Source organism: Flavicella sp. IMCC45668 (assembly GCF_057219105.1).
Genome location: NZ_CM170114.1, coordinates 2,935,261 through 2,955,107, shown reverse-complemented (window position 1 = coordinate 2,955,107; position 19,847 = coordinate 2,935,261). Strand labels below are relative to the sequence as shown.

Annotated in this window: 16 protein-coding genes; 6 read left to right on the top strand and 10 right to left on the bottom strand. The window is 33.1% G+C overall.

The features are described 5' to 3' along the window. Positions 1-327 precede the first annotated feature (327 nt). Positions 328-717, top strand: coding sequence for a hypothetical protein (locus AC2DZ0_RS12005; RefSeq protein WP_484490297.1), 390 nt, complete (start codon positions 328-330; stop codon positions 715-717). A gap of 55 nt (positions 718-772) precedes the next feature. Here the strand turns inward: AC2DZ0_RS12005 and gdhA are convergent, their stop codons facing one another. Continuing rightward, positions 773-2,116 carry an NADP-specific glutamate dehydrogenase gene (gene gdhA, locus AC2DZ0_RS12000; protein ID WP_484642013.1) on the bottom strand — a complete coding sequence of 448 codons (1,344 nt, stop codon included), beginning with the start codon at positions 2,114-2,116 and terminating at the stop codon, positions 773-775. A 147-nt stretch (positions 2,117-2,263) separates the two neighbouring features. On the opposite strand from gdhA, the gene AC2DZ0_RS11995 reads away from it, so the two are divergent. From AC2DZ0_RS11995 to AC2DZ0_RS11980, 4 genes are all read left to right on the top strand, one after another. Then, entirely contained in the window at positions 2,264-3,802 is a 1,539-nt protein-coding gene (locus AC2DZ0_RS11995; RefSeq protein ID WP_484642012.1) for a glycosyltransferase family 39 protein, read from the top strand. A 47-nt stretch (positions 3,803-3,849) separates the two neighbouring features. Beyond that, complete coding sequence (gene pheS / locus AC2DZ0_RS11990) at positions 3,850-4,869, top strand: phenylalanine--tRNA ligase subunit alpha (RefSeq protein ID WP_484642011.1); 1,020 nt, start codon at positions 3,850-3,852, stop codon at positions 4,867-4,869. Then, positions 4,869-5,270: a hypothetical protein gene (locus AC2DZ0_RS11985; RefSeq protein WP_484642009.1), complete on the top strand. Its 402-nt coding sequence runs from the start codon at positions 4,869-4,871 to the stop codon at positions 5,268-5,270. The genes pheS and AC2DZ0_RS11985 overlap by 1 nt, the downstream gene beginning before the upstream one ends. 101 nt (positions 5,271-5,371) lie before the next feature. Continuing rightward, a complete protein-coding gene (locus AC2DZ0_RS11980; RefSeq protein ID WP_484642008.1) occupies positions 5,372-6,466 on the top strand; it encodes a lactonase family protein in 1,095 nt (364 codons plus the stop codon). On the opposite strand, the gene AC2DZ0_RS11975 is transcribed toward AC2DZ0_RS11980, so the two are convergent. After that, complete coding sequence (locus tag AC2DZ0_RS11975; RefSeq protein WP_484642007.1) at positions 6,467-7,462, bottom strand: NAD(P)H-dependent glycerol-3-phosphate dehydrogenase; 996 nt, start codon at positions 7,460-7,462, stop codon at positions 6,467-6,469. Between the two features lie 131 nt (positions 7,463-7,593). Here AC2DZ0_RS11975 and AC2DZ0_RS11970 point away from each other — a divergent pair, with 131 nt between their 5' ends. After that, positions 7,594-9,042: an MATE family efflux transporter gene (locus tag AC2DZ0_RS11970; protein WP_484642005.1), complete on the top strand. Its 1,449-nt coding sequence runs from the start codon at positions 7,594-7,596 to the stop codon at positions 9,040-9,042. A 2-nt stretch (positions 9,043-9,044) separates the two neighbouring features. Here AC2DZ0_RS11970 and AC2DZ0_RS11965 read toward each other — a convergent pair whose 3' ends face one another. The 8 genes from AC2DZ0_RS11965 to ricT form a co-directional block, all read right to left on the bottom strand. Then, a complete protein-coding gene (locus AC2DZ0_RS11965) occupies positions 9,045-10,037 on the bottom strand; it encodes a DUF4837 family protein (RefSeq protein ID WP_484642004.1) in 993 nt (330 codons plus the stop codon). Between the two features lie 22 nt (positions 10,038-10,059). Next, positions 10,060-11,604, bottom strand: coding sequence for a lytic transglycosylase domain-containing protein (locus AC2DZ0_RS11960; protein WP_484642003.1), 1,545 nt, complete (start codon positions 11,602-11,604; stop codon positions 10,060-10,062). Positions 11,605-11,623: 19 nt separating this feature from the next. Further along, entirely contained in the window at positions 11,624-12,574 is a 951-nt protein-coding gene (locus tag AC2DZ0_RS11955) for an OmpA family protein (RefSeq protein ID WP_484642002.1), read from the bottom strand. A gap of 5 nt (positions 12,575-12,579) precedes the next feature. Then, a complete protein-coding gene (locus AC2DZ0_RS11950; protein ID WP_484490287.1) occupies positions 12,580-13,341 on the bottom strand; it encodes an exodeoxyribonuclease III in 762 nt (253 codons plus the stop codon). A 1-nt stretch (position 13,342) separates the two neighbouring features. After that, positions 13,343-15,151 (bottom strand): AMP-binding protein, encoded by a 1,809-nt coding sequence (locus tag AC2DZ0_RS11945; RefSeq protein WP_484642001.1) that lies wholly within the window; start codon positions 15,149-15,151, stop codon positions 13,343-13,345. Between the two features lie 84 nt (positions 15,152-15,235). Further along, on the bottom strand, positions 15,236-17,557 hold the full coding sequence (locus AC2DZ0_RS11940; RefSeq protein WP_484641999.1) for a penicillin-binding protein 1A: 2,322 nt from the start codon (positions 17,555-17,557) through the stop codon (positions 15,236-15,238). A gap of 39 nt (positions 17,558-17,596) precedes the next feature. After that, the gene (locus tag AC2DZ0_RS11935) at positions 17,597-18,103 is read right to left on the bottom strand and encodes a gliding motility lipoprotein GldH (protein ID WP_484641998.1); all 507 of its coding nucleotides are present in this window, start codon (positions 18,101-18,103) and stop codon (positions 17,597-17,599) included. Continuing rightward, a complete protein-coding gene (gene ricT / locus AC2DZ0_RS11930; protein ID WP_484641997.1) occupies positions 18,084-19,649 on the bottom strand; it encodes a regulatory iron-sulfur-containing complex subunit RicT in 1,566 nt (521 codons plus the stop codon). Before ricT ends, AC2DZ0_RS11935 begins: the two co-directional genes overlap by 20 nt. Positions 19,650-19,847 lie beyond the last annotated feature (198 nt).

The window sequence follows — 19,847 nt, the reverse complement described above, 5'->3', positions numbered from 1 at the left end:
CATATGTGTTGTTTTATTTACATGATGATTTTTCTCAATAAAACAGGCTGATCATATCCTTAGCAGAAACTAAACAACAATAAATCAAAAAAATAAAATCGCAATAATTTAAATTAAAACTCCATAAAAAGAAGGAGATTTTCATAATTAAAATGATTTTTATTTTTTCGTAAAAAAATAATTTTTCACTATTCCTAGGAAGTAAATTAACTTGGTTTCTTTAGAAAACTACTTTAGTTTTCTAATTTTTTTTCAAATAGCTTAACAAAGGTCTATCACACAGCTAATTTAGATTGATTACATTGCATTGATCTAAAAAATTTAATCATGAAAATATCAAAATTATTATTCGTTGCTTTTTTATTAACTGGCCTTTCGAATCTTTCTGCTCAGAATTTATCTGGATTATCGAAAAACATTTCTAGTTCAACAAATCAAGCTCAAATGGAAGCCTTATTTAACCAGCCGGAAACTCAAAAGCAAATAGCGGCTAAATTGGATGAAAGTCCTGAATTAACAAATGAAGCTATCAATTATTTAAAAAACAATGAGGGAACAAAGAAAGAAATTTCTCAGGTTATTGCTAAAAATCCAACTTCAAAAAAGAAAGTAATGGATTATATAACTTCAAATCCTAAACTACTATCTACTGTAATGGGATATTTTAAAAGCAAACCAGAACTCATGGAAAAAGCCCTAAAACTTGTAGGGATGTAAAAATAAAAAAGGCTACTGAATTCAGTAGCCTTTTTTTAGTTTCATAAATTAATAATTACACAACTCCTTGAGCTAGCATAGCATCTGCAACTTTAACAAAACCGGCAATATTAGCACCTTTAACATAGTCAACATAACCATTTTCATCTTTACCATACTTTACGCAAGACTCATGAATATCTTGCATTATTTCTTTCAATTTCTGATCAACTTCTTCTCTGGACCATTTAAAACGTAAAGAATTCTGGGTCATTTCTAAACCAGAAGTTGCTACTCCACCTGCATTGGATGCCTTACCTGGAGCAAATAAAATTTTCGCTTTGTGAAATGCATGAATTGCCTCTGGTGTTGAAGGCATATTTGCTCCTTCACTAACACAAATGCATCCATTTTTTATTAAAGTTTTCGCATTTTCTCCGTCCAATTCATTTTGAGTGGCACACGGCAAAGCAATATCACAAACAATACTCCAAGGTTTCTCTCCTTCCATAAAAATCGCAGAAGGATATTTTTTTACATATTCAGATATGCGCCCCCTTTTAACATTTTTCAACTCCATGACAAAAGCAAGTTTCTCCTCACTTATCCCATCAGGATCATGTATACTTCCAGAAGAATCAGATAAAGACAAGACCGTTGCTCCCAATTGAATCGCTTTTTCCGCTGCAAATTGGGCAACATTCCCTGAACCTGATACTACTACTTTTTTACCTTCAAAAGAATCTTGTTGTTCTCGCAACATATCTTGAGCAAAATAAACGTTTCCATAACCTGTAGCCTCTGGACGAATTAAGGATCCACCCCAACTAAGTCCTTTTCCAGTTAGAACACCGGTAAATTCATTTTTCAATTTTTTATAAGCGCCAAACAAAAAACCTATCTCTCTTGCTCCTACACCAATATCACCGGCAGGTATATCCGTATTCGGACCAATATGCCTAGACAATTCACTCATAAAAGCATGACAAAAACGCATTATTTCTTTGTCTGATTTTCCTTTTGGGTCAAAATCAGATCCCCCTTTTCCTCCTCCCATGGGAAGTGTTGTTAGGGCATTTTTAAATACCTGTTCAAATGCTAAAAATTTTAGAATACTCATGTTTACAGATTTATGAAAACGCAAACCTCCTTTGTAAGGCCCAATTGCCGAATTCATTTGCACTCGATACCCCCTATTTACATGAATAATTCCATTGTCATCTACCCAAGACACACGAAAGGTTATCACACGTTCAGGCTCTACCATTCGCATTAAAATATGTTGCCCTCTATATATATCTTGACTTTTGATATAAGGTATAACAGTATCGGCTACTTCTTGTACTGCCTGCAAAAATTCTGGTTGATTCCCATCTCTTTGCCTTACCAAATCCATAAATTCGTCAATTATTTCTTGCATAATGTTTAGTTCTTTAAAATTCCGTTACCCAAAGTACAGAAAATATTTTTTAGAAAAATAAGGTTGAAACAATTTGTTGAAAATTTAACTAGTTCCTTAGAAAATTTTTAGGACTTCTTTCATTTATTTTTGAGCTATTTTTACAGCATGCAGAAAAAAGAAAATAGTACCATTATTATAATTCTACTAATAACTTCCTTTATTTTATATTTTGGTAAGATTAATACTCCTGTTAAAGATAGACATGCTTGGGCACTAGCAGATCATTTCGCGATTAGTCTTGGATTTATAGATAATGGATTCGATTTTTTTCATCCAACTACCTATTGCCTAAACCCTCAATTTGCCGCAAATAAATTAAACAGTACTGAAGATTTTTGGACGAAAACAATAGAAAAGCCATCAGGTATTACAGCAATTGACTTTCCTATTCATCATTATTTAGTTGCAGTTTTAATGAAGATCTTGAATACTAGGGATACATTTATTTTTAGAATTTATATGCTTTTGTTTAGTTTATTAGGTCTCTATTACTTATTCAAATCCTCAATAATAATCACCAAATCATTTTATTTTAGTCTTTCCATCACTTTATTTACTTTTTTATCTCCTGCCTTTAGTTATTATGCTATTCAATTTCTACCTTCCCAAATAGGTTTATCTCTACTTTTTATTGCTCTTTATACTTTTTTACGCTTTCATGAAACTAATAAACCTCGGTATTTTTTAACGTTCCTAGGACTACTCACACTGGCATCTTTAACTAGATTTCCTTTTTTAATTTACCTTATTGGACTCACTTGCTTTTATATATTTCTAGCCTTTATTGGTAAAAAAATTCAATGGAAAAAAATCATCTTAAGTATCCTTTCTATAGTAGTTGTAATTTTTTATTTTATTTATAATAAATATTACTTATTCGAATTATTCGGTTCAAATTTTCTTAACTATCCACTTCCGGCACAAAATATCCAACAATTATTTGACTCCTTAATTGGTACTTTCTACCATCAAAGTTGGAGGTATTTTACATTAGTTCATTATATCATTCTTCTACTCATTTTAATATCGATTTATAAAAACAAACCTCAACTTAAAAAAAAGATTTTAACACAAGACAATTTAATCTATCTCTCTATTTGTAGCATAGGAGTATTTATCTATATATTTTTAATGATTCAACAGTTTGTTGCACATGAATACTATATGTTCGACACCTTTTTTCCTATTTTAATTTTTTGGATTTTAGCTTCTTCAAATTATATCGAATTCAATTTAACGAAAGAGAAAATTACTATAGTTTTCATTTCAATGTTAATATTGAATAGAATAGTGTATCATTTCGGATATGCTGAAAGAATTGTTGACCCCTTAGAAACAACACGTAAAAACTTTTCTAACAGTGAATACATATTAGACAGTTTAAAAATCCACCAAACATCTAAAATTTTACTTATTGATTCCTATAGTCCGAATCTGGCTTTTATCAATATGAATAGAAAAGGATATTGCGTTATGAAACCCACCTACACAAATATTGAAAATTCATTAAAGTGGGATTTCGACTATATCATAACACAAAATTTTAGTTTCAAGAAAAACGTTTTAGAGAAATATCCTAATTTTAAGGAAGAAACTAAAATTTTCTATTCCAATAACAACTTTACTATTCACACAAAAAAATAGTACAGGTCTTTTTCTTTTTTTAAATTTGCAGCCTAATTTCAGATACAATGTTAGATAAAGTAAAAGAGCTGATTGGTGATGTAAAAGCATTTAATGCTTCTACCAAAGAAGAGGTAGAACAATTCAGAATCCAATACCTTGGAAGTAAAGGAGTTTTAAAAGATCTTTTTAACGACTTTAAAGATGTTGAAAATCATCTTAAAAAAGATATTGGTCAAGCTTTAAATCAATTGAGAGGAGCTGCTACGGATAAAGTAAACGAACTTAAAAACTCATTTGAGAACACAACGGAATCAAAAAGTTTTTATGGCGACTTAACACGTCCATCTGAACCGATTAATTTAGGTGCTAGACACCCAATATCTATTGTTAGAAATCAAATTGTTGAAGTATTTGACAGAATTGGTTTTACTGTTTCTGAAGGTCCTGAAATTGAAGATGATTGGCACAACTTTACGGCATTAAACTTACCAGAATATCACCCTGCAAGAGATATGCAGGATACTTTTTTTATTGAAAAAGATCCAGATTTATTGTTAAGAACACATACCTCATCAGTACAAACTAGGTATATGGAAAACAACACTCCTCCTATTAGAACTTTATCTCCGGGTAGGGTTTTTAGAAACGAGGACATCTCTGCAAGAGCTCATTGTATTTTCCATCAAATTGAAGGACTATATATTGATACAGATGTCTCTTTTGCCGATTTAAAACAAACGTTGTTATATTTCACTAAAGAAATGTTTGGTAAATCAAAAATAAGACTGAGACCTTCATACTTTCCTTTTACTGAGCCTAGTGCTGAAGTAGATATTTATTGGGGATTAGAAACTGAAACTGATTATAAAATTACCAAAGGAACTGGTTGGTTAGAAATTATGGGATGCGGAATGGTAGATCCTAATGTTTTGAAAAACGCCAACATTGACCCTACAAAATATAGTGGTTATGCTTTTGGAATGGGAATTGAAAGAATTGCTATGTTATTATACCAAATTCCAGATATCAGAATGTTTTACGAAAACGACGTACGTTTCTTAGAACAATTTAAATCTGTTCTTTAATGAAAAAAGATATCATTATTCCTGAAGTGAAAGATGTATTTATGGCCATTGTAAAAGAATACAATGAGGATTTTAAATGCGATGATTGGAATGCCTATATCATAAACAATAAAGAAGTAGATCTAGAAATGTTTTTGATAGTTTCTAAAGGTGATGAAGAAACTACCAAACTAAAAACCTCAGTTCTTAGAAAAAAAATAGACAAATTACCTGCAAAATCCTACGCAAAAGTAGAATATATAAATCCTGCAGTGCTGCGTCTAAACAATATTTTTGATGTAACTTTTTTCGAAGGATCAAAAATGTATGACAAAACATTCACTTTTAAAAAAGGAACCGTTAAAGAGGGTACACTTAGAATGATTCCTTTGTTAAAAAAAGTGGGTGTAGTTGTTAAATAAAATCACCATTGGTTTATTTTAACTCAATGTTTACAGGTTTCTTAGGCAATCTTAATGAGATTACCTATCTTTATTTTTTATAACCCACTTTAAACTAAAGAATGAGACTTATCGCTACAAAATTATTTTTAAGTACACTTTTTGTTTGCTCTTCACTTTTAACGTTTGCTCAAAACACAACAACACTATATGTGGGTGGGTACACAAATGGAGATTCAAAAGGTGAAGGTATTTATACTTTTGAATTCAATAGTGAAACCGGAGCCTTAAAAAATGGTAAACTCGTTACAAAAGCAACAAGTCCATCTTATTTAGCCATTAGTTCAGATAAAAAAACAGTCTATTCTGTTAGTGAGTCAAAAAACTACCTTAATTCCAATAGTGGAGCCATAGCCTCTTTTAAAGTTTTGGGTGATGGAATGCTTGAAAAAAACGCTGAAATAAGTTCTTATGGGGCAAACCCTTGTCATCTAAGTTTAAACTCCAAAGGGGATAAATTAGTAGTTTCAAATTATACGGGAGGGACCTTTAGTTTATTTTCTATCTTAAATGATGGTAGAATCGATACTATTCAACAAGTAGTCAATCTTAACAACGATAGCATAAAAGCACACACCCATTCTGCGCAATTTTACAAAAACGATCTATTTATCGCGGATTTAGGAATCAACACCCTAGAACGCTATTCTTTTTCCGATTCTATTTATACTCCTAAACAAACCATCACAATGGCAGATAAAAGCGGACCAAGACATTTTGCTATGACAAAGAATGCCGATTTTATTTATGTAATTAATGAATATGGAGCGACTATCAGTACCTTAAAAAACAACGGAACTGACTATAAAAAAATCAATGATACTTCTACCTTAGGAGAAAATTATAAAGGAAAAAATTCTTGTGCGGACATTCACCTTTCTAACGATGAAAAATTCTTGTATGGGTCTAATCGTGGAGAAAACACAATTGTAGTTTTTGAAAGAAATAAAAAGGATGGCTCTTTAAGAAAAATACAATCTATTAGCTGTCATGGAGACTGGCCAAGAAACTTCACACTAGGACCAAAAGGAAATTTTTTACTGGTTGCAAACAAAAAATCTAGCAATATTGCCATTTTCTTAATTGACAAAGCCAGTGGAGAATTAACTTATATCTATGATGTTAAATCACCAAACCCTTCTTGTTTACAGTTTTAATTAGTCTAAGAAATCCGTTAAAAGTTTAAACTGTCTTTTCGGACTTCTTTTAAGATATACTACATTATACACAGCATCAATGATAGGAGTACTTGCTTTATAAGTTTCATTTAACTCAAAGGCACTTTTTACAGCATAATACCCTTCTGCAACCATACTCATTTCCATCATTGCAGCTTTTACAGTGTATCCCTTACCAAGCATATTCCCAAACATTCTGTTTCTACTAAAGGTAGAATATCCGGTAACCAATAAATCTCCTAGATAGGCTGAGTTATTAATGTTACGCTTCATTTTATGAACTTTTTTAATATAGCCTTTCATTTCTCTAATAGCATTAGACATTAGAACCGCTTGAAAGTTATCTCCATATCCCAAACCATGGGCAATACCAGCCGCAATTGCGTAAATATTTTTTAACATTGCAGCATATTCTGTTCCAATAATATCATCAGAGATTTTACATTTAATGTAATCCCCTGAAATCACTTCACTTAAAACACTTGCTTTCTCTTCATCTTGGCAGGCAATTGTCAAATAAGAAAGTCGTTCCATGGCAACTTCTTCAGCATGACAAGGTCCAGTAATTACACCTATATTTTCAAAAGGAATTTGATGTTGAATATGTAAATGTTCTCCTACAATTAAACCGGTTTCAGGAACAATTCCCTTAATCGCTGAAAATATTATTTTATCAGTCAAATCAACGGTTACCTTAGAAAGTTCAGACATTAAAAACGCTGAAGGAATCGCAAAAATCAACACATCTGCATAACCCGCCATTTCATTGATATCATCAGACAAAAACAGCTGACTTACGTTAAATTCTGCCGAAGATAAATAATTAGGATTGTGCTTGTTTTCTTTAATATAATCAATAGAAGACTCAGAACGCATGTACCAGCCCACCGTTGAAAGATTCTCACTTAGCATTTTTACAATTGCAGTGGCCCAACTTCCACCACCAAATACTGCTACTTTTAAAGACTCACTCATATATTAATTCAATTAATGCAAAGACCAAAAGTAAGAATTTTAATGCAACAAATCATAGCATTATTAGGATTCCTTACCCTAAACTCTGCATTAAATATCACTATATTTGAACCGAATTCAAACAGTTACAATTGAGTACTTTTAAGCGTTTTTTTAAAGACACTATCATCTATGGTATTGCCGCAGTTTTACCCAAAGCCATCAACGTATTACTTGTAAGACTACATACTAGTTCACTAACACCAAGTGAATATAGTGTAAACACAAGTTTTTATGTTTGGGCAGCCTACTTTAACATCATATTGACCTATGGTATGGAAACGGCATTTTTTCGCTTTTTTAACTCAGAAAAAGAAAAAGGCAAAGTAATTTCTACCGCTTTTTGTTCTATTTTATGCACTAGCATTATGGCGCTAATTGCATTGTTATTATTTAAAGATAATATTTCAAATGCCTTAGGTTTTTCTAACCCCATCTATTTTTCATTATTAGTTTGGATTTCCATTTTAGACACCCTTATTGTAATTCCATTTGCCTACTTAAGAGTTAGTGGATTATCGAAAAAATACACCTTATTCAGACTCTTAAATATTGGTGTTTATACAATTTTCAATCTTTTATTTTTGTGGTATCTACCTAAAAAGGGATCAAACAACATCTTATTTCTAGAAAATTCTTTTGACCCAAATTTTAAGGAGGGCTATATCTTTATCGCAAATTTAATTGCAAGTAGTGTAACTTTTATTTGTGTACTACCGTTAATATTTAAATTCAAATTTTCTTTTGACAAAAATATTTTAGCAAAAATGCTGAGCTATTCTTGGCCTATTTTGATTGCTGGATTAGCCTATACCACAAACGAAAACCTAGACAAATTGATCCTAGAAGACTGGTTAGGAAAAGAGGTTATGGGTGCCTATGCAGGCGCTTACAAAATTGGCGTAATCATGTCTTTGTTCATCATGGCATTTAGACTAGGTGCAGAACCCTTTTTTTTCAATCAAGCAAATAAAGAAAATGCTCCTAAAACTTATGCTATTATATTAAAATGGTTTGTAATCATAGGTGCCTTGTTTGTATTAACAATTATTTCTTATGTTGATTTTATCGCGGCAATTTTCTTAGGTAAAAAAGAATATTACCAAGCAATTTCTATAGTGCCTCTGATCCTAATTGCAAACTTATTTTTAGGAATTTACAACAACCTATCTATTTGGTATAAACTGACTGATAAAACTCGTTATGGAATGTATATTTCTGTTTTTGGAGCAGCAATAACCATTTCAATGTTATATCTATTAATTCCAAAAATCGGCTTTATGGGAGCCGCTTGGGCAACGGTTACCGCTTATGGTAGCATGCTTTTTATCTCTTATATAATCGGACAAAAACACTACCCTGTACCTTATGATATTACTAGAATTTCTATATACCTAACAACAACCATTGCCCTTTCCACCCTATCCTTTAATTACTTCAAGGGAAATTATTTTGTCAATAGTTGTTTTCTATTAATCTTCCTTTCAATCATTTATCTACTTGAGCAAAAGGAATTAAGAAGTTTGCTTAAACTGAATTAATGCTATTTGATGTCAATCGATTTCAAAACCGCCTCTAACTCAAACATATAATCTCTTTTATTCACAGAAGGTGCATAAACGAATCCTTCTATAACAACCCACCTATTATTCGCAGTATCTTCGATGGCATAATTTAAAAATGGACCTGCCATAAAATCATTTAAAACCTCCCATTTCCCATAGGTTGCATAACAAGGAAATTCTCCCATCTTTGTTTGAAAAACTCTTGGTGTGTATAGTTTTTCTGTAACCATAAACATATTTTCTTTTCTTCCAGGAATATACTTTTTCCCTATGGTATCCCTCATGTTAGAGATTCTCTGAACTAGACCTTTTTTAGAAGCAGGCATAGGAACGCTATATACTAAAATATTAGAAGTCCCGTCTCCTTTTGCTATACCACCGGATAAATGTTGACGTAACCACAAAAACTCCCCTGTATCATCTACTTTTTTAAAAAATTTTGGAATTGTCATTTCTAAACCCAAATCGTTCAATGTTTTAAAGGATGTTTTTCCATACGATTTATTCCTATGAGTTTTTTGCACATTCTCAATATCAAAATTCTTAAAGGACGTTATCATTTGTTCCTGATACAATTCCAACATTTCTATCAATGCCGTATCCGTTGGTGCTGTTATTTTTACTATTTGTTGTGGTTTCGCATAAACATTTTGCATCGTTTGAAAATCACTTATAGAATCTATATCAACAATTAACACATTTCTACTTGCTTTAAACATCTTTCCAAAAGAGGACTCCGCAACATGAGACACATCAAACTGATTTTCTTGCTGAGGCATCCCTAACACAGGGGTCATTATAATTTCTTTTAATTTAATCCCTACGTCACCGTTCCACTTGCTATTATCCATAACAATTAAAACATGATTCATTCTACCATTGGAATCTAAAAAAACTCTTTTTTCTTCTTTTTTCGATTCGCAAGCAATCAATACTGTTACTAGACTTAATGCTAAAAATATATTTTTCATAGTTTACATAGATTGGTATTCATTAGATTTTATAGAGAATAATTTTTTTTCCGGGACTGATACTATTCCCATCCCAAATTCCATTCCATTCTTTAATCTGCTGAACGGTAATTTTCTCATACTTTTTAGAAATACTCCATAAAGAATCTCCTTTTTGCACAATATACTCCATTCTTTTCCCATTTGCCGGAACCTTTTTTTCAATTTTTTTTGAAGATGTTGATGCAGCTTTAGAAACCGTAAAATTTAATTTTTTAGGATAAATAGTCAATCTTTGTCCCACTTTTAAATTTGTTGTACGCATGCCGTTCCATTTTTTTATATCTGAAACACGCACTCCATACTTATTTGCAATTTTCCCTAAATAATCACCACTTTTAACAGTATACCTGATCCTTTGATTCATCTCAAAATACTGTGGCAATGGTTTTTCTCTTTCTGCAGCTTCTTTGGTCGCGAGTGCATAAATTTCTTTTTCCATTGCAACAAAATCTCCCGCCTTTTGCATTGGCAATCGTATCGCATAATTCTTCCCTTTTACATAAGGAACGATATCCAACTTATACTCAGGATTTAGAAACTGCAACATTTCATTACTAACGTTTAAAGTTTCGTTCAATTGATCAAAGGTCAAGGTTGCTTTTACCCGTATGGTATCCGTTGCAAAATGATGTACCATAGGTGTTGTTGGTGCTATTTTATGCTCTTTAGCATACTCAAAAATATACATATTCGCATAAAAGACAGGCAAATACCCTGCTGTTTCTCGAGGTAAAAAAGGTCTGATATTCCAATAATTTCGATGTCCTCCTGATCTTCTAATTGCTTTGGAAACATTTCCAGGACCAGAATTATATGCAGCAAGCGCCAAATCCCAATCATTAAAAGTTTTATACAACACCTCAAGATATTTACATGCTGCTTCAGCTGATTTTACGGGATCTTGTCTTTCGTCTACATAGGAGCTTATATTTAAATCAAACTGCTTTCCCGTTTGATACATAAACTGCCACATTCCTGTAGCTCCCACCCATGATTTAGCTCTTGGATTCAAACCAGACTCTACTACAGCTAGGTATTTTATTTCCAAGGGAATATCATATTTATCCAAATACGACTCAAACATTGGAAAATAATACAAGGCTCTTGCCATCATTTTTGGATAGTACTTAGAACGAGTTTTCAAATAATATTTAATCAAACGTTCCAACTCTGGATTGTACTCTAAATTAAATGGCGTTTGCTCATTTAAGTGCTCTAAGCGTTCCTTTAACAACTCGGTAGTTAGCTCTACATCATTTATGGAAACTTTAGAATTTTCCCCATCAAAGGTAACTGGCAAAGCTTCATATAATGGTGAACTGTACATTAGCTCTAACCACAAGCTATCAATCACAACTGGGTGATTGACTGCTAATTCCTTGACAATAGTATCTTGTACTGCAGTAACTTCAACCTGTATAGAATCTTGAACAACTGTAACCGAGTCTACTTCTTTTTCTTGTCCATAAGACAAATTGATACAAGCAATCGCAAGGAAAGCTGTAATTACTCTAATAGGTTTCATGTTTGGTATTTAATATAAACTACTCAGTAAGTAATTTGGCAATTTCATCTAGGTTAGGAGATAAAATAATTTCAATTCTTCTGTTTTTTGCTTTTCCTTCTTTTGAGTTATTACTCGCAACAGGAACAAATTCTCCTCTACCAGCTGCAGTAATCTGCTTTTCGCTTACATTGGCATCCTCAAGAATCCTAACGATGGCAGTTGCTCTTTTTACAGATAAATCCCAGTTATCTTTGATAACAGGTCCGTTGAAAGGATCGTTATCTGTGTGCCCTTCAATTAAAACACTAATATCTGGATTGTCTGACAATACTTTTGCTAATTTTCTAACAGCTTGTTTTCCGTTTTCTCCAACGGCCCAACTTCCTGAATTGAACAATAATTTATTCTCCATAGAAACATAGACTTTCCCGTTTTTATTTACAATTGACAATCCTTTCCCTTCAAATCCTTTTAAAGCATTGGCAACTGTATTCTTCAAGTCTTGCATCGCAGCTTCCTTTTCAGCAATCAATTTCTCCAGTTCATCAATTCTACTAGAACGAGCAGAAAGTTCACCTTCTAATTTTCTCAAACGAGCTCCTTCCTCCATTAATTTCGTTTCTTTTTCATCTAACTGAGAAAGCAACTTTCTGTTTTCAACAGCATTTTGCTCCAAAGCTGTAGAACTTTTTGAAGCCAACATATCATACGTTTTTTTCAACTCAATATAAGAGTTCCTTAAAGCATCCGCTTCTCTTTGTGAAGCTTTATTTTTTTGCAATAAATCTGTTTGTTTTGCCTCTAATTTTTTAATGTAATCGTTGTTTTTGTTTTTGTTCAACTGTAATTCATCATTCTGAACTAACAACTCCTTTTTTTCATCTTTTAACTGATTGTATTTATCTTCTAAATCAACAAAAACCTTTTTAGAGACACAAGATACTGCCAATGCAGCAGTTAAAATACTTAGGGTGATTTTTTTAAACATTTTATTTATTTTTTTAATTCTACAACAATTGGACAATGGTCAGAATGTTTTGCTTCTGGCAAAATATAAGCTCTTTCTAATCTATCTTTAAGAGTTTCTGTCACCAAATGATAATCAATTCTCCAACCTTTATTATTATTTCTAGCATTCGCTCTATAACTCCACCAACTATAATGATCTGGTTCTTTATTAAAGAATCTAAAACTATCTATAAAACCAGTATTGATAAAAGTATCTAACCAGGCTCTCTCTTCAGGTAAAAAACCAGAAACGCCTTTCATTTTTGGGTTATGGATATCTATTTCTTCATGACAAATATTATAATCCCCACAAATAATCAAATTCGGAACTTCTTTTCTAAGCTCTGTAACATACTCTTGAAATTCATCCATAAACTTAAATTTAAATTCAAGTCTCGCTGAATTAGTTCCAGAAGGCAAATACAAACTCATGATAGAAACTGTATCAAAATCTACTCGTAAATTTCTCCCTTCAAAATCCATGGATTCAATCCCAGTTCCAAAAACAACGTTGTTCGGTTTTTCTTTACATAAAATAGCAACTCCACTGTAACCTTTCTTTTGAGCGGAATACCAATAATTATATTTGTAACCAGCCTCTTCAAAAACACTTAAATCCAATTGATCTTCCTGTGCCTTAATTTCTTGCAAACATAAAACATCAGGATTTGCTGCTGTCAACCAATCCATAAACCCTTTTTTAAGAGCTGCTCTAATTCCGTTTACATTGTATGATATTACCTTCATGTTAGTTGTCTAAATTCTGATATGTATTTCTTAATTCTTTTCGCTTTACCTTTTTTGAAGCAGTGCGCGGCAAGTTATCAATTTTCACTAAATCTATCACTTTGAACAAAGGATTTAATTTTATTTTGATACAGTTTTGTACTTTTTTTAACGCTTCTTTTCTCTCAATAGTATCTTGAGCTACAAAATATACAACCAAGGCACTAGGTCCACCATTTTTGGGAGAAACAGCCACAGCTGCACACTCTTTAATAAAGCTTAAGGTATTTAAAACAGATTCAATCTGAACGGAACTCACCTTTATACCCCCTAAATTCATAGCATCATCTGTACGTCCATTGGCTTTGTAATAACCATTTTGAAGTTTACGCAGGGAATCTCCATGCCTTCTTAGTGTTTTACCTTGATATTTTGGCACGTCTTTAAAATAAACCTCATGATGGTTTCTATTTAGCAATTGGGTAGACAACCCTAATATTGGAGGCACAAGAAAAACTTCTCCTTCTTCGCTTTCCATTCCCTTCTCATCCAACAAAACAAACTCCCCTCCTAAAGCTTGACTAGAAAACTGACTTGGTATATTGTTTTGAACGATGCTACTCGCGATATAACCTCCCCCAATTTCCGTACCTCCACAATACTCTATTACAGGTTTCCCTCCCGCTAAGCCCATCAAATATTCCATCTCTTCCGGATTAGAAACTTCCCCCGTAGAACTAAAACACTGTATAGATTTCCAATCATACGCTTCCATAGAGATATTCAATTTCCATGATTTGACAATGCTCGGCACCAAACCTAACATGCTCACTTTAGCATCTTGTACAAACGCTCCAAAATTCTTTTCTAAAGGACTACCAGAGTACAAAGCTATTGCTCCTTTATTTATCAATGCTGCAAATACCAACCAGGGTCCCATCATCCATCCTAAATTAGTAGGCCAACATACCACATCGTTTTTTTGAATATTATGATGATAAAAACCATCACTAGCAGATTTTATAGGTGTCGTATGATCCCATGGAATTGCCTTTGGCTCACCAGTTGTACCTGAAGAAAATAGAATTGTTGAAATGGTATCTGGTTTTACTTTCATAGAAATAAATTCTTTTTCAGAACTTAAAAAATCAGCATACTCAATATCTTGGCTATTTAATCTTACTGGCTCTCCCAAACAATTTACTACAACACACCTAACCAAATTTTTGCATTTGTCATACAGCAAATGGGTTCGTCCACCTCTTTTAAAACCATCTTGTGTAAATAACAGTTTAGGTTTGGTTATTTTTAAACGTACAGAAATTTCCTCCACAGAAAAACTATCCGCTATCGTTGCCACTTTTAATCCTGCTTTGATTGCCCCTAAATAAAGTACCACCGCCTCAAAATTCATCACCATAAAAACAGCAACGGTATCTCCTTTTTTCAAACCAATTTCATAAAAGCCATTTGCTGCTGAATTCACCTTGTGAAGCAATTCTTGTTGAGAAATTTTTTGAACTCCTCCAAATGCATCATTTAGAATTAAAACTACCGCATCATCATCATTCTGAAAACAACTATCTACAATATTGAGTTTAGCTCCATATAGCCACTGTGCATTCTCAACTCCTTGAGAGGTATCCACAATAGCACTATAGTTTTGATCAAATACAATTCCTAAACGCGCTACAGTCTCTTTCCAAAAAGATTCTTTATAAGTCACAGACCAATTATAAAACGCTTCATAAGTTTTCATGGAAAGCTCTTCCATAGTCTTATAAATATTACTGTTCTTAAAAACTTTCTCTGAAGGCGTCCACTCTTTCATTTTTGATTTTTTGAAGTGATTTAAAAATACAAAAAAAGTGTAAAGATTCTTCTTTACACTTTTTTAATACTTCTTATATATATATTAAAACTCCGTTTCTTCCTCAACAGTTTCAACTGGAATCTCAACTCCTTCTTCATCAATAAGAGGGGGGGCCTCACAATCCAATTGAATCCCAATATGCTCTGGTTTTTCAAATTCTTCCTTGCTGATATTTAAAGTTAGATCTGCATAACATTTTCTCATATACAATGCCCAAGTAGGTAAAGACATCGTGGCTCCCTGACCTTGCACAATTCCCTCAAAATGGGTCGCCCTATCATCGGCTCCAGTCCACACTCCAGTGGCAAGATTCGGTACAACTCCCATAAACCAACCATCTGATTGATTTTGTGTTGTTCCCGTTTTACCCATAATAGGGTTTTCAAACTGATACGGGTATCCTGTAGAAATACTATCTGGATATTTCCCCCACTTACCTCTTAACCTTACTCCTGAACCTGCTTCTGTAACTCCTTTCAACAAATCTACTACTACATAAGCAGACTCCTCACTCAAAACCTGTTCTGTTTTCGGAGTAAACTCCTGCAAGACTGTACCATTTCTATCCTCTATTCTCAGTAACATCATTTGATTCACACGCAATCCTTTGTTTGCAAACATTGAATACGCTCCCACCATATCATACAAACTTGCATCAATAGTCCCCAAAGCGATAGAAGGATAAGCCGGAATATCAGAATGAATACCCGCTCGTTTAGCTAATCTTACCACCGTTTTTGGTCCAACCATATGAATCAATCTTGCTGTAATCACATTAATGGATTTCGCTAAAGCTTGTTTTAATGTCAACTCACCACCATAACTATCTCCTGAATTTTTTGGTGTCCAATCCTCATCCATACCATAAGCTTCCTTAGGGATTGTGTACATCGTATTTGGATATTTTTCACAAGGAGATAACTGTAATTGATCAATGGCTGATGCATATACAAAAGGCTTAAATGTAGACCCTACCTGTCGCTTTCCTTGCTCTACATGATCGTATTGAAAATATTTATTATTGATTCCACCTACCCAAGCTTTAATATGCCCTGTTTGAGGCTCAATAGACAACAGACCACTATGTAAAAAATGTTTGTAATATTTAATTGAATCGTACGGTGTAAAAACAGTATCAATAGTTCCTTTCCAAGAAAAAACTTTCATTTTTCTTTTCGTTGCAAACGCTTTCTTTATTTCTTTATCTGACTTACCAGCCTTTTTCAACAAACGATATCTATCGGTATTTTTCATTGCGCGAAGCATAGTCGCCTCAATCTCCTCTTTTTCTAGGTCATAAAAAGGGGCTGTTGGGTTGCGTTTTTGCTCTTTGAAAAATACTCTTTGCAAATTAGAAACATGTTCTTGAACTGCCTCCTCTGCATAGCGTTGCATTCTTGAATCTAGAGTCACATATATCTTTAATCCATCTCGGTAAATATTATGGTAAGTTCCATCGGCTTTTGGATTTTCTTTGATCCATTTTTTCATGTAATCACGTAAATACTCTCTAAAATAAGTTGCGTAACCATCACTATGACCTTCTGGCGAAAAATCGATATCCATTGGTAATTGCTGCAATGAATCTTTTTCTTTCTCCGAGATTTTATTATTTCTGTGCAATTGAAACAATACTTGATTTCTTCTTGCCAAAGATTTCTTTTTAGAAATTGCTCTATTCGGATTGTATTGTCTTGGATTTTTCAACATCGCAACCAAAACCGCAGACTCTTCAGGTTTTAAATCTATAGGTTCTTTTCCAAAATAAATTCTAGAAGCAGAACGAATACCAATTGCGTTGTACAAGAAATCAAACTTGTTTAAATACATGGTAATAATTTCTTCTTTGGTATACTGTTCTTCCAATCGAACGGCAATCACCCACTCATTTATTTTTTGAATAATTCTTTTAAACTTATTTCTAGTACCCGAACCTTCTGTAAACAAAAGTTTTGCTAACTGTTGGGTAATGGTACTTGCACCTCCACCTTTTCCAAGTTTCACTACAGCTCTTAAAGTTCCTTTAAAATCAATCCCAGAGTGCTCATAAAACCTTTCATCCTCTGTAGAAACTAATGCATCCACAAGATTTTTAGGTAAATCTTTATATTTTACCGGTGTTCTGTTTTCATTATAATATTTCCCAAGGGTTTTACCATCAATTGAAATAATTTCGGTTGCAAAATTATTTTCAGGATTTTCTAACTCTTCAAACGTTGGCAATTCACCAAAGACTTCCATCGAAGCCAATAAAAACAGAGAAGAGATACATATTAACCCTCCAAAAATCAACGCCCAAAACCAAATTGTATATTTTCTAAAGGAATTGGAAGTACTATCTTTTTTATTTTTCTTTTCAGCCATATAGCTAACTTTTTCAATTTTATTATAACAATTGCAGTTTTACTCTTTTAATTCAGCTTCCTTTTCAATACGAAAACCAACATTCGATATTCCTTTTACGCTTTGCAAACCCTCAATTTCATTACGTTTACGCATCGCTTGTTGAATATTAATATTGTATTCTCCTAATTCTGAGAACTTAAAATTCTCCCTAAAAAAAAGTTTGTTTTCTTTAATATCCGTAAAGCCGGTCCCTAACCAATTCCCAAAGGAATCCGTCATTTTATACTCTAAAGTATCCACAACATGAAATCCACTTGGATATTGAAGCTCTGTAATCAAGAATAAATTGGAATATTCATATTCACTTGTATTTCTCAATTGAATAAATAAATTATAATCTTGTAAAGAATCTGCTATCTCAAATTCAAAACTCACAAAATCTTGTTTTTCCCATCCATCAATTCCAACCGATGCATACTTGTCATACACGCGATACTCATCACAACTAATTAACAAGACAAACAGCAATAAAACAGCACCAAATTTATGCGTCTTTTGTAGCATTGGGATTAGGTTTATTATTTGGATTAGGTTTTTTTCTCCTATTATTACTTCTTTTCGGTCTTTTAGTTCCTCCTTCATTCTTCACACCAGCCTCAGTTGTTTTGGCTCCCGCAGGTTTTGGCGCTCCTTGCTTTGGTCCATTTGCATTTTGTTTTGCATTTGGATTTGGTTTTGCATTAGGGTTTTGCTTGTTTTTATTTTGTGGACGACGCTTTTTAGGCGGTCCTTGCTTTGAACCATTTGCATTTTGTTTTGCATTTGGATTACCATTCGCATCCTTTTGATTTGGATTTGAATTTTTATTACCCTGCTTTCTTTTTGGCCCACCTTCTTTATTTTGTTGCTGACCGCTATTTGGTTTTCTTGACCCTTGTTTTCTTGGTCCAGAATTTCCCTGTTGATTTTGTCCCTGTCCAGGTTTTTTCTTTTTATTTCTTCTTTTACTTTTGGTCTTAGGCTTATCAAAACGTGTTAGACTATCTTGTCCTACCACATTTTCAAAATCTATTTTTGTGGCAACCAAAGTTTCTGATTCAAGTTCCTCTAAACTTGGTGATTTTTCACCATTTTTATTCATAGCAATCACTTCCTGAACTTGTTCTAAAGTAAGCTTATACCACTTAAAACCTTCTTCTTTTGAAGCATACCACAACAACTCTTTAAAGATATCCATCTTCACAAAAGTTGCACGCCCTTTTTCAGTTTCTAAAACAACATCTTGCTTTGGAAAACCTTTCAACGCATCTAAATAAGAATCTAATTCAAAATTCAAACAACATTTCAATTTCCCACATTGACCCGCCAATTTTTGCGGATTTAAAGAAAGCTGTTGGTAACGCGCAGAAGCAGTATTTACTTTTCTAAAATCTGTTAACCAAGTAGAACAACACAACTCACGCCCACAAGAACCAACACCTCCTAATCGAGCAGCTTCTTGACGTAGACCAACTTGTTTCATTTCAACTCGAATGCTAAAAGCACTTGCCAGGTCTTTTATCAACTGTCTAAAATCTACTCTATCTTCTGCGGTATAATAAAAAGTAGCTTTATTTCCATCTCCTTGATACTCAACATCAGAAAGCTTCATCTTTAAACCTAATCGACCTAAAATTTCTCGTCCACGTCGTTGGGTTTCGATTTCTTTATCTCGAGCAGCTTGCCAGATTTCTATATCTCTGACACTCGCTTTTCGATATATTTTTTTCACTTCATCACTATCCTCAGCAACTTTTTTCTTTTTCATTTGAACTCTCACAAGCTCACCGGTTAAAGAAACAGTTCCAATATCATGACCTGGAGAACCCTCCACAGCAACAATCTCACCAATAGTTAACTGAAAATTATTAGTATTTCTATAAAAATGTTTTCTTCCGTTTTTGAAACGAACCTCAACAATATTTAAAGGTTTTTGTCCACTTGGTAATGCCATATTAGACAACCAATCAAAAACAGTTAATTTATCGCAGCTCCCAGTTGCACAAGCACCATTGCTTTTACACCCTCCAGGAACTCCGGATTTATTTGTAGAGCACGAAGTACAGCCCATATATAAGTTTCTCTTTTGGATACCGACTTTAGTACTGCCAGTATGTATATTTATAATCAATAAGTAAACGCTTAAAAAGCTGATTTATTTAGCCTTAGAAAATCGTTTACAAATTTCCTTGAATTCGTAAAGATACTATAAAAATAAAAACTACAGAACGCATGCAAACGTTCTGTAGTTTTTATTTTGTTAAATCTA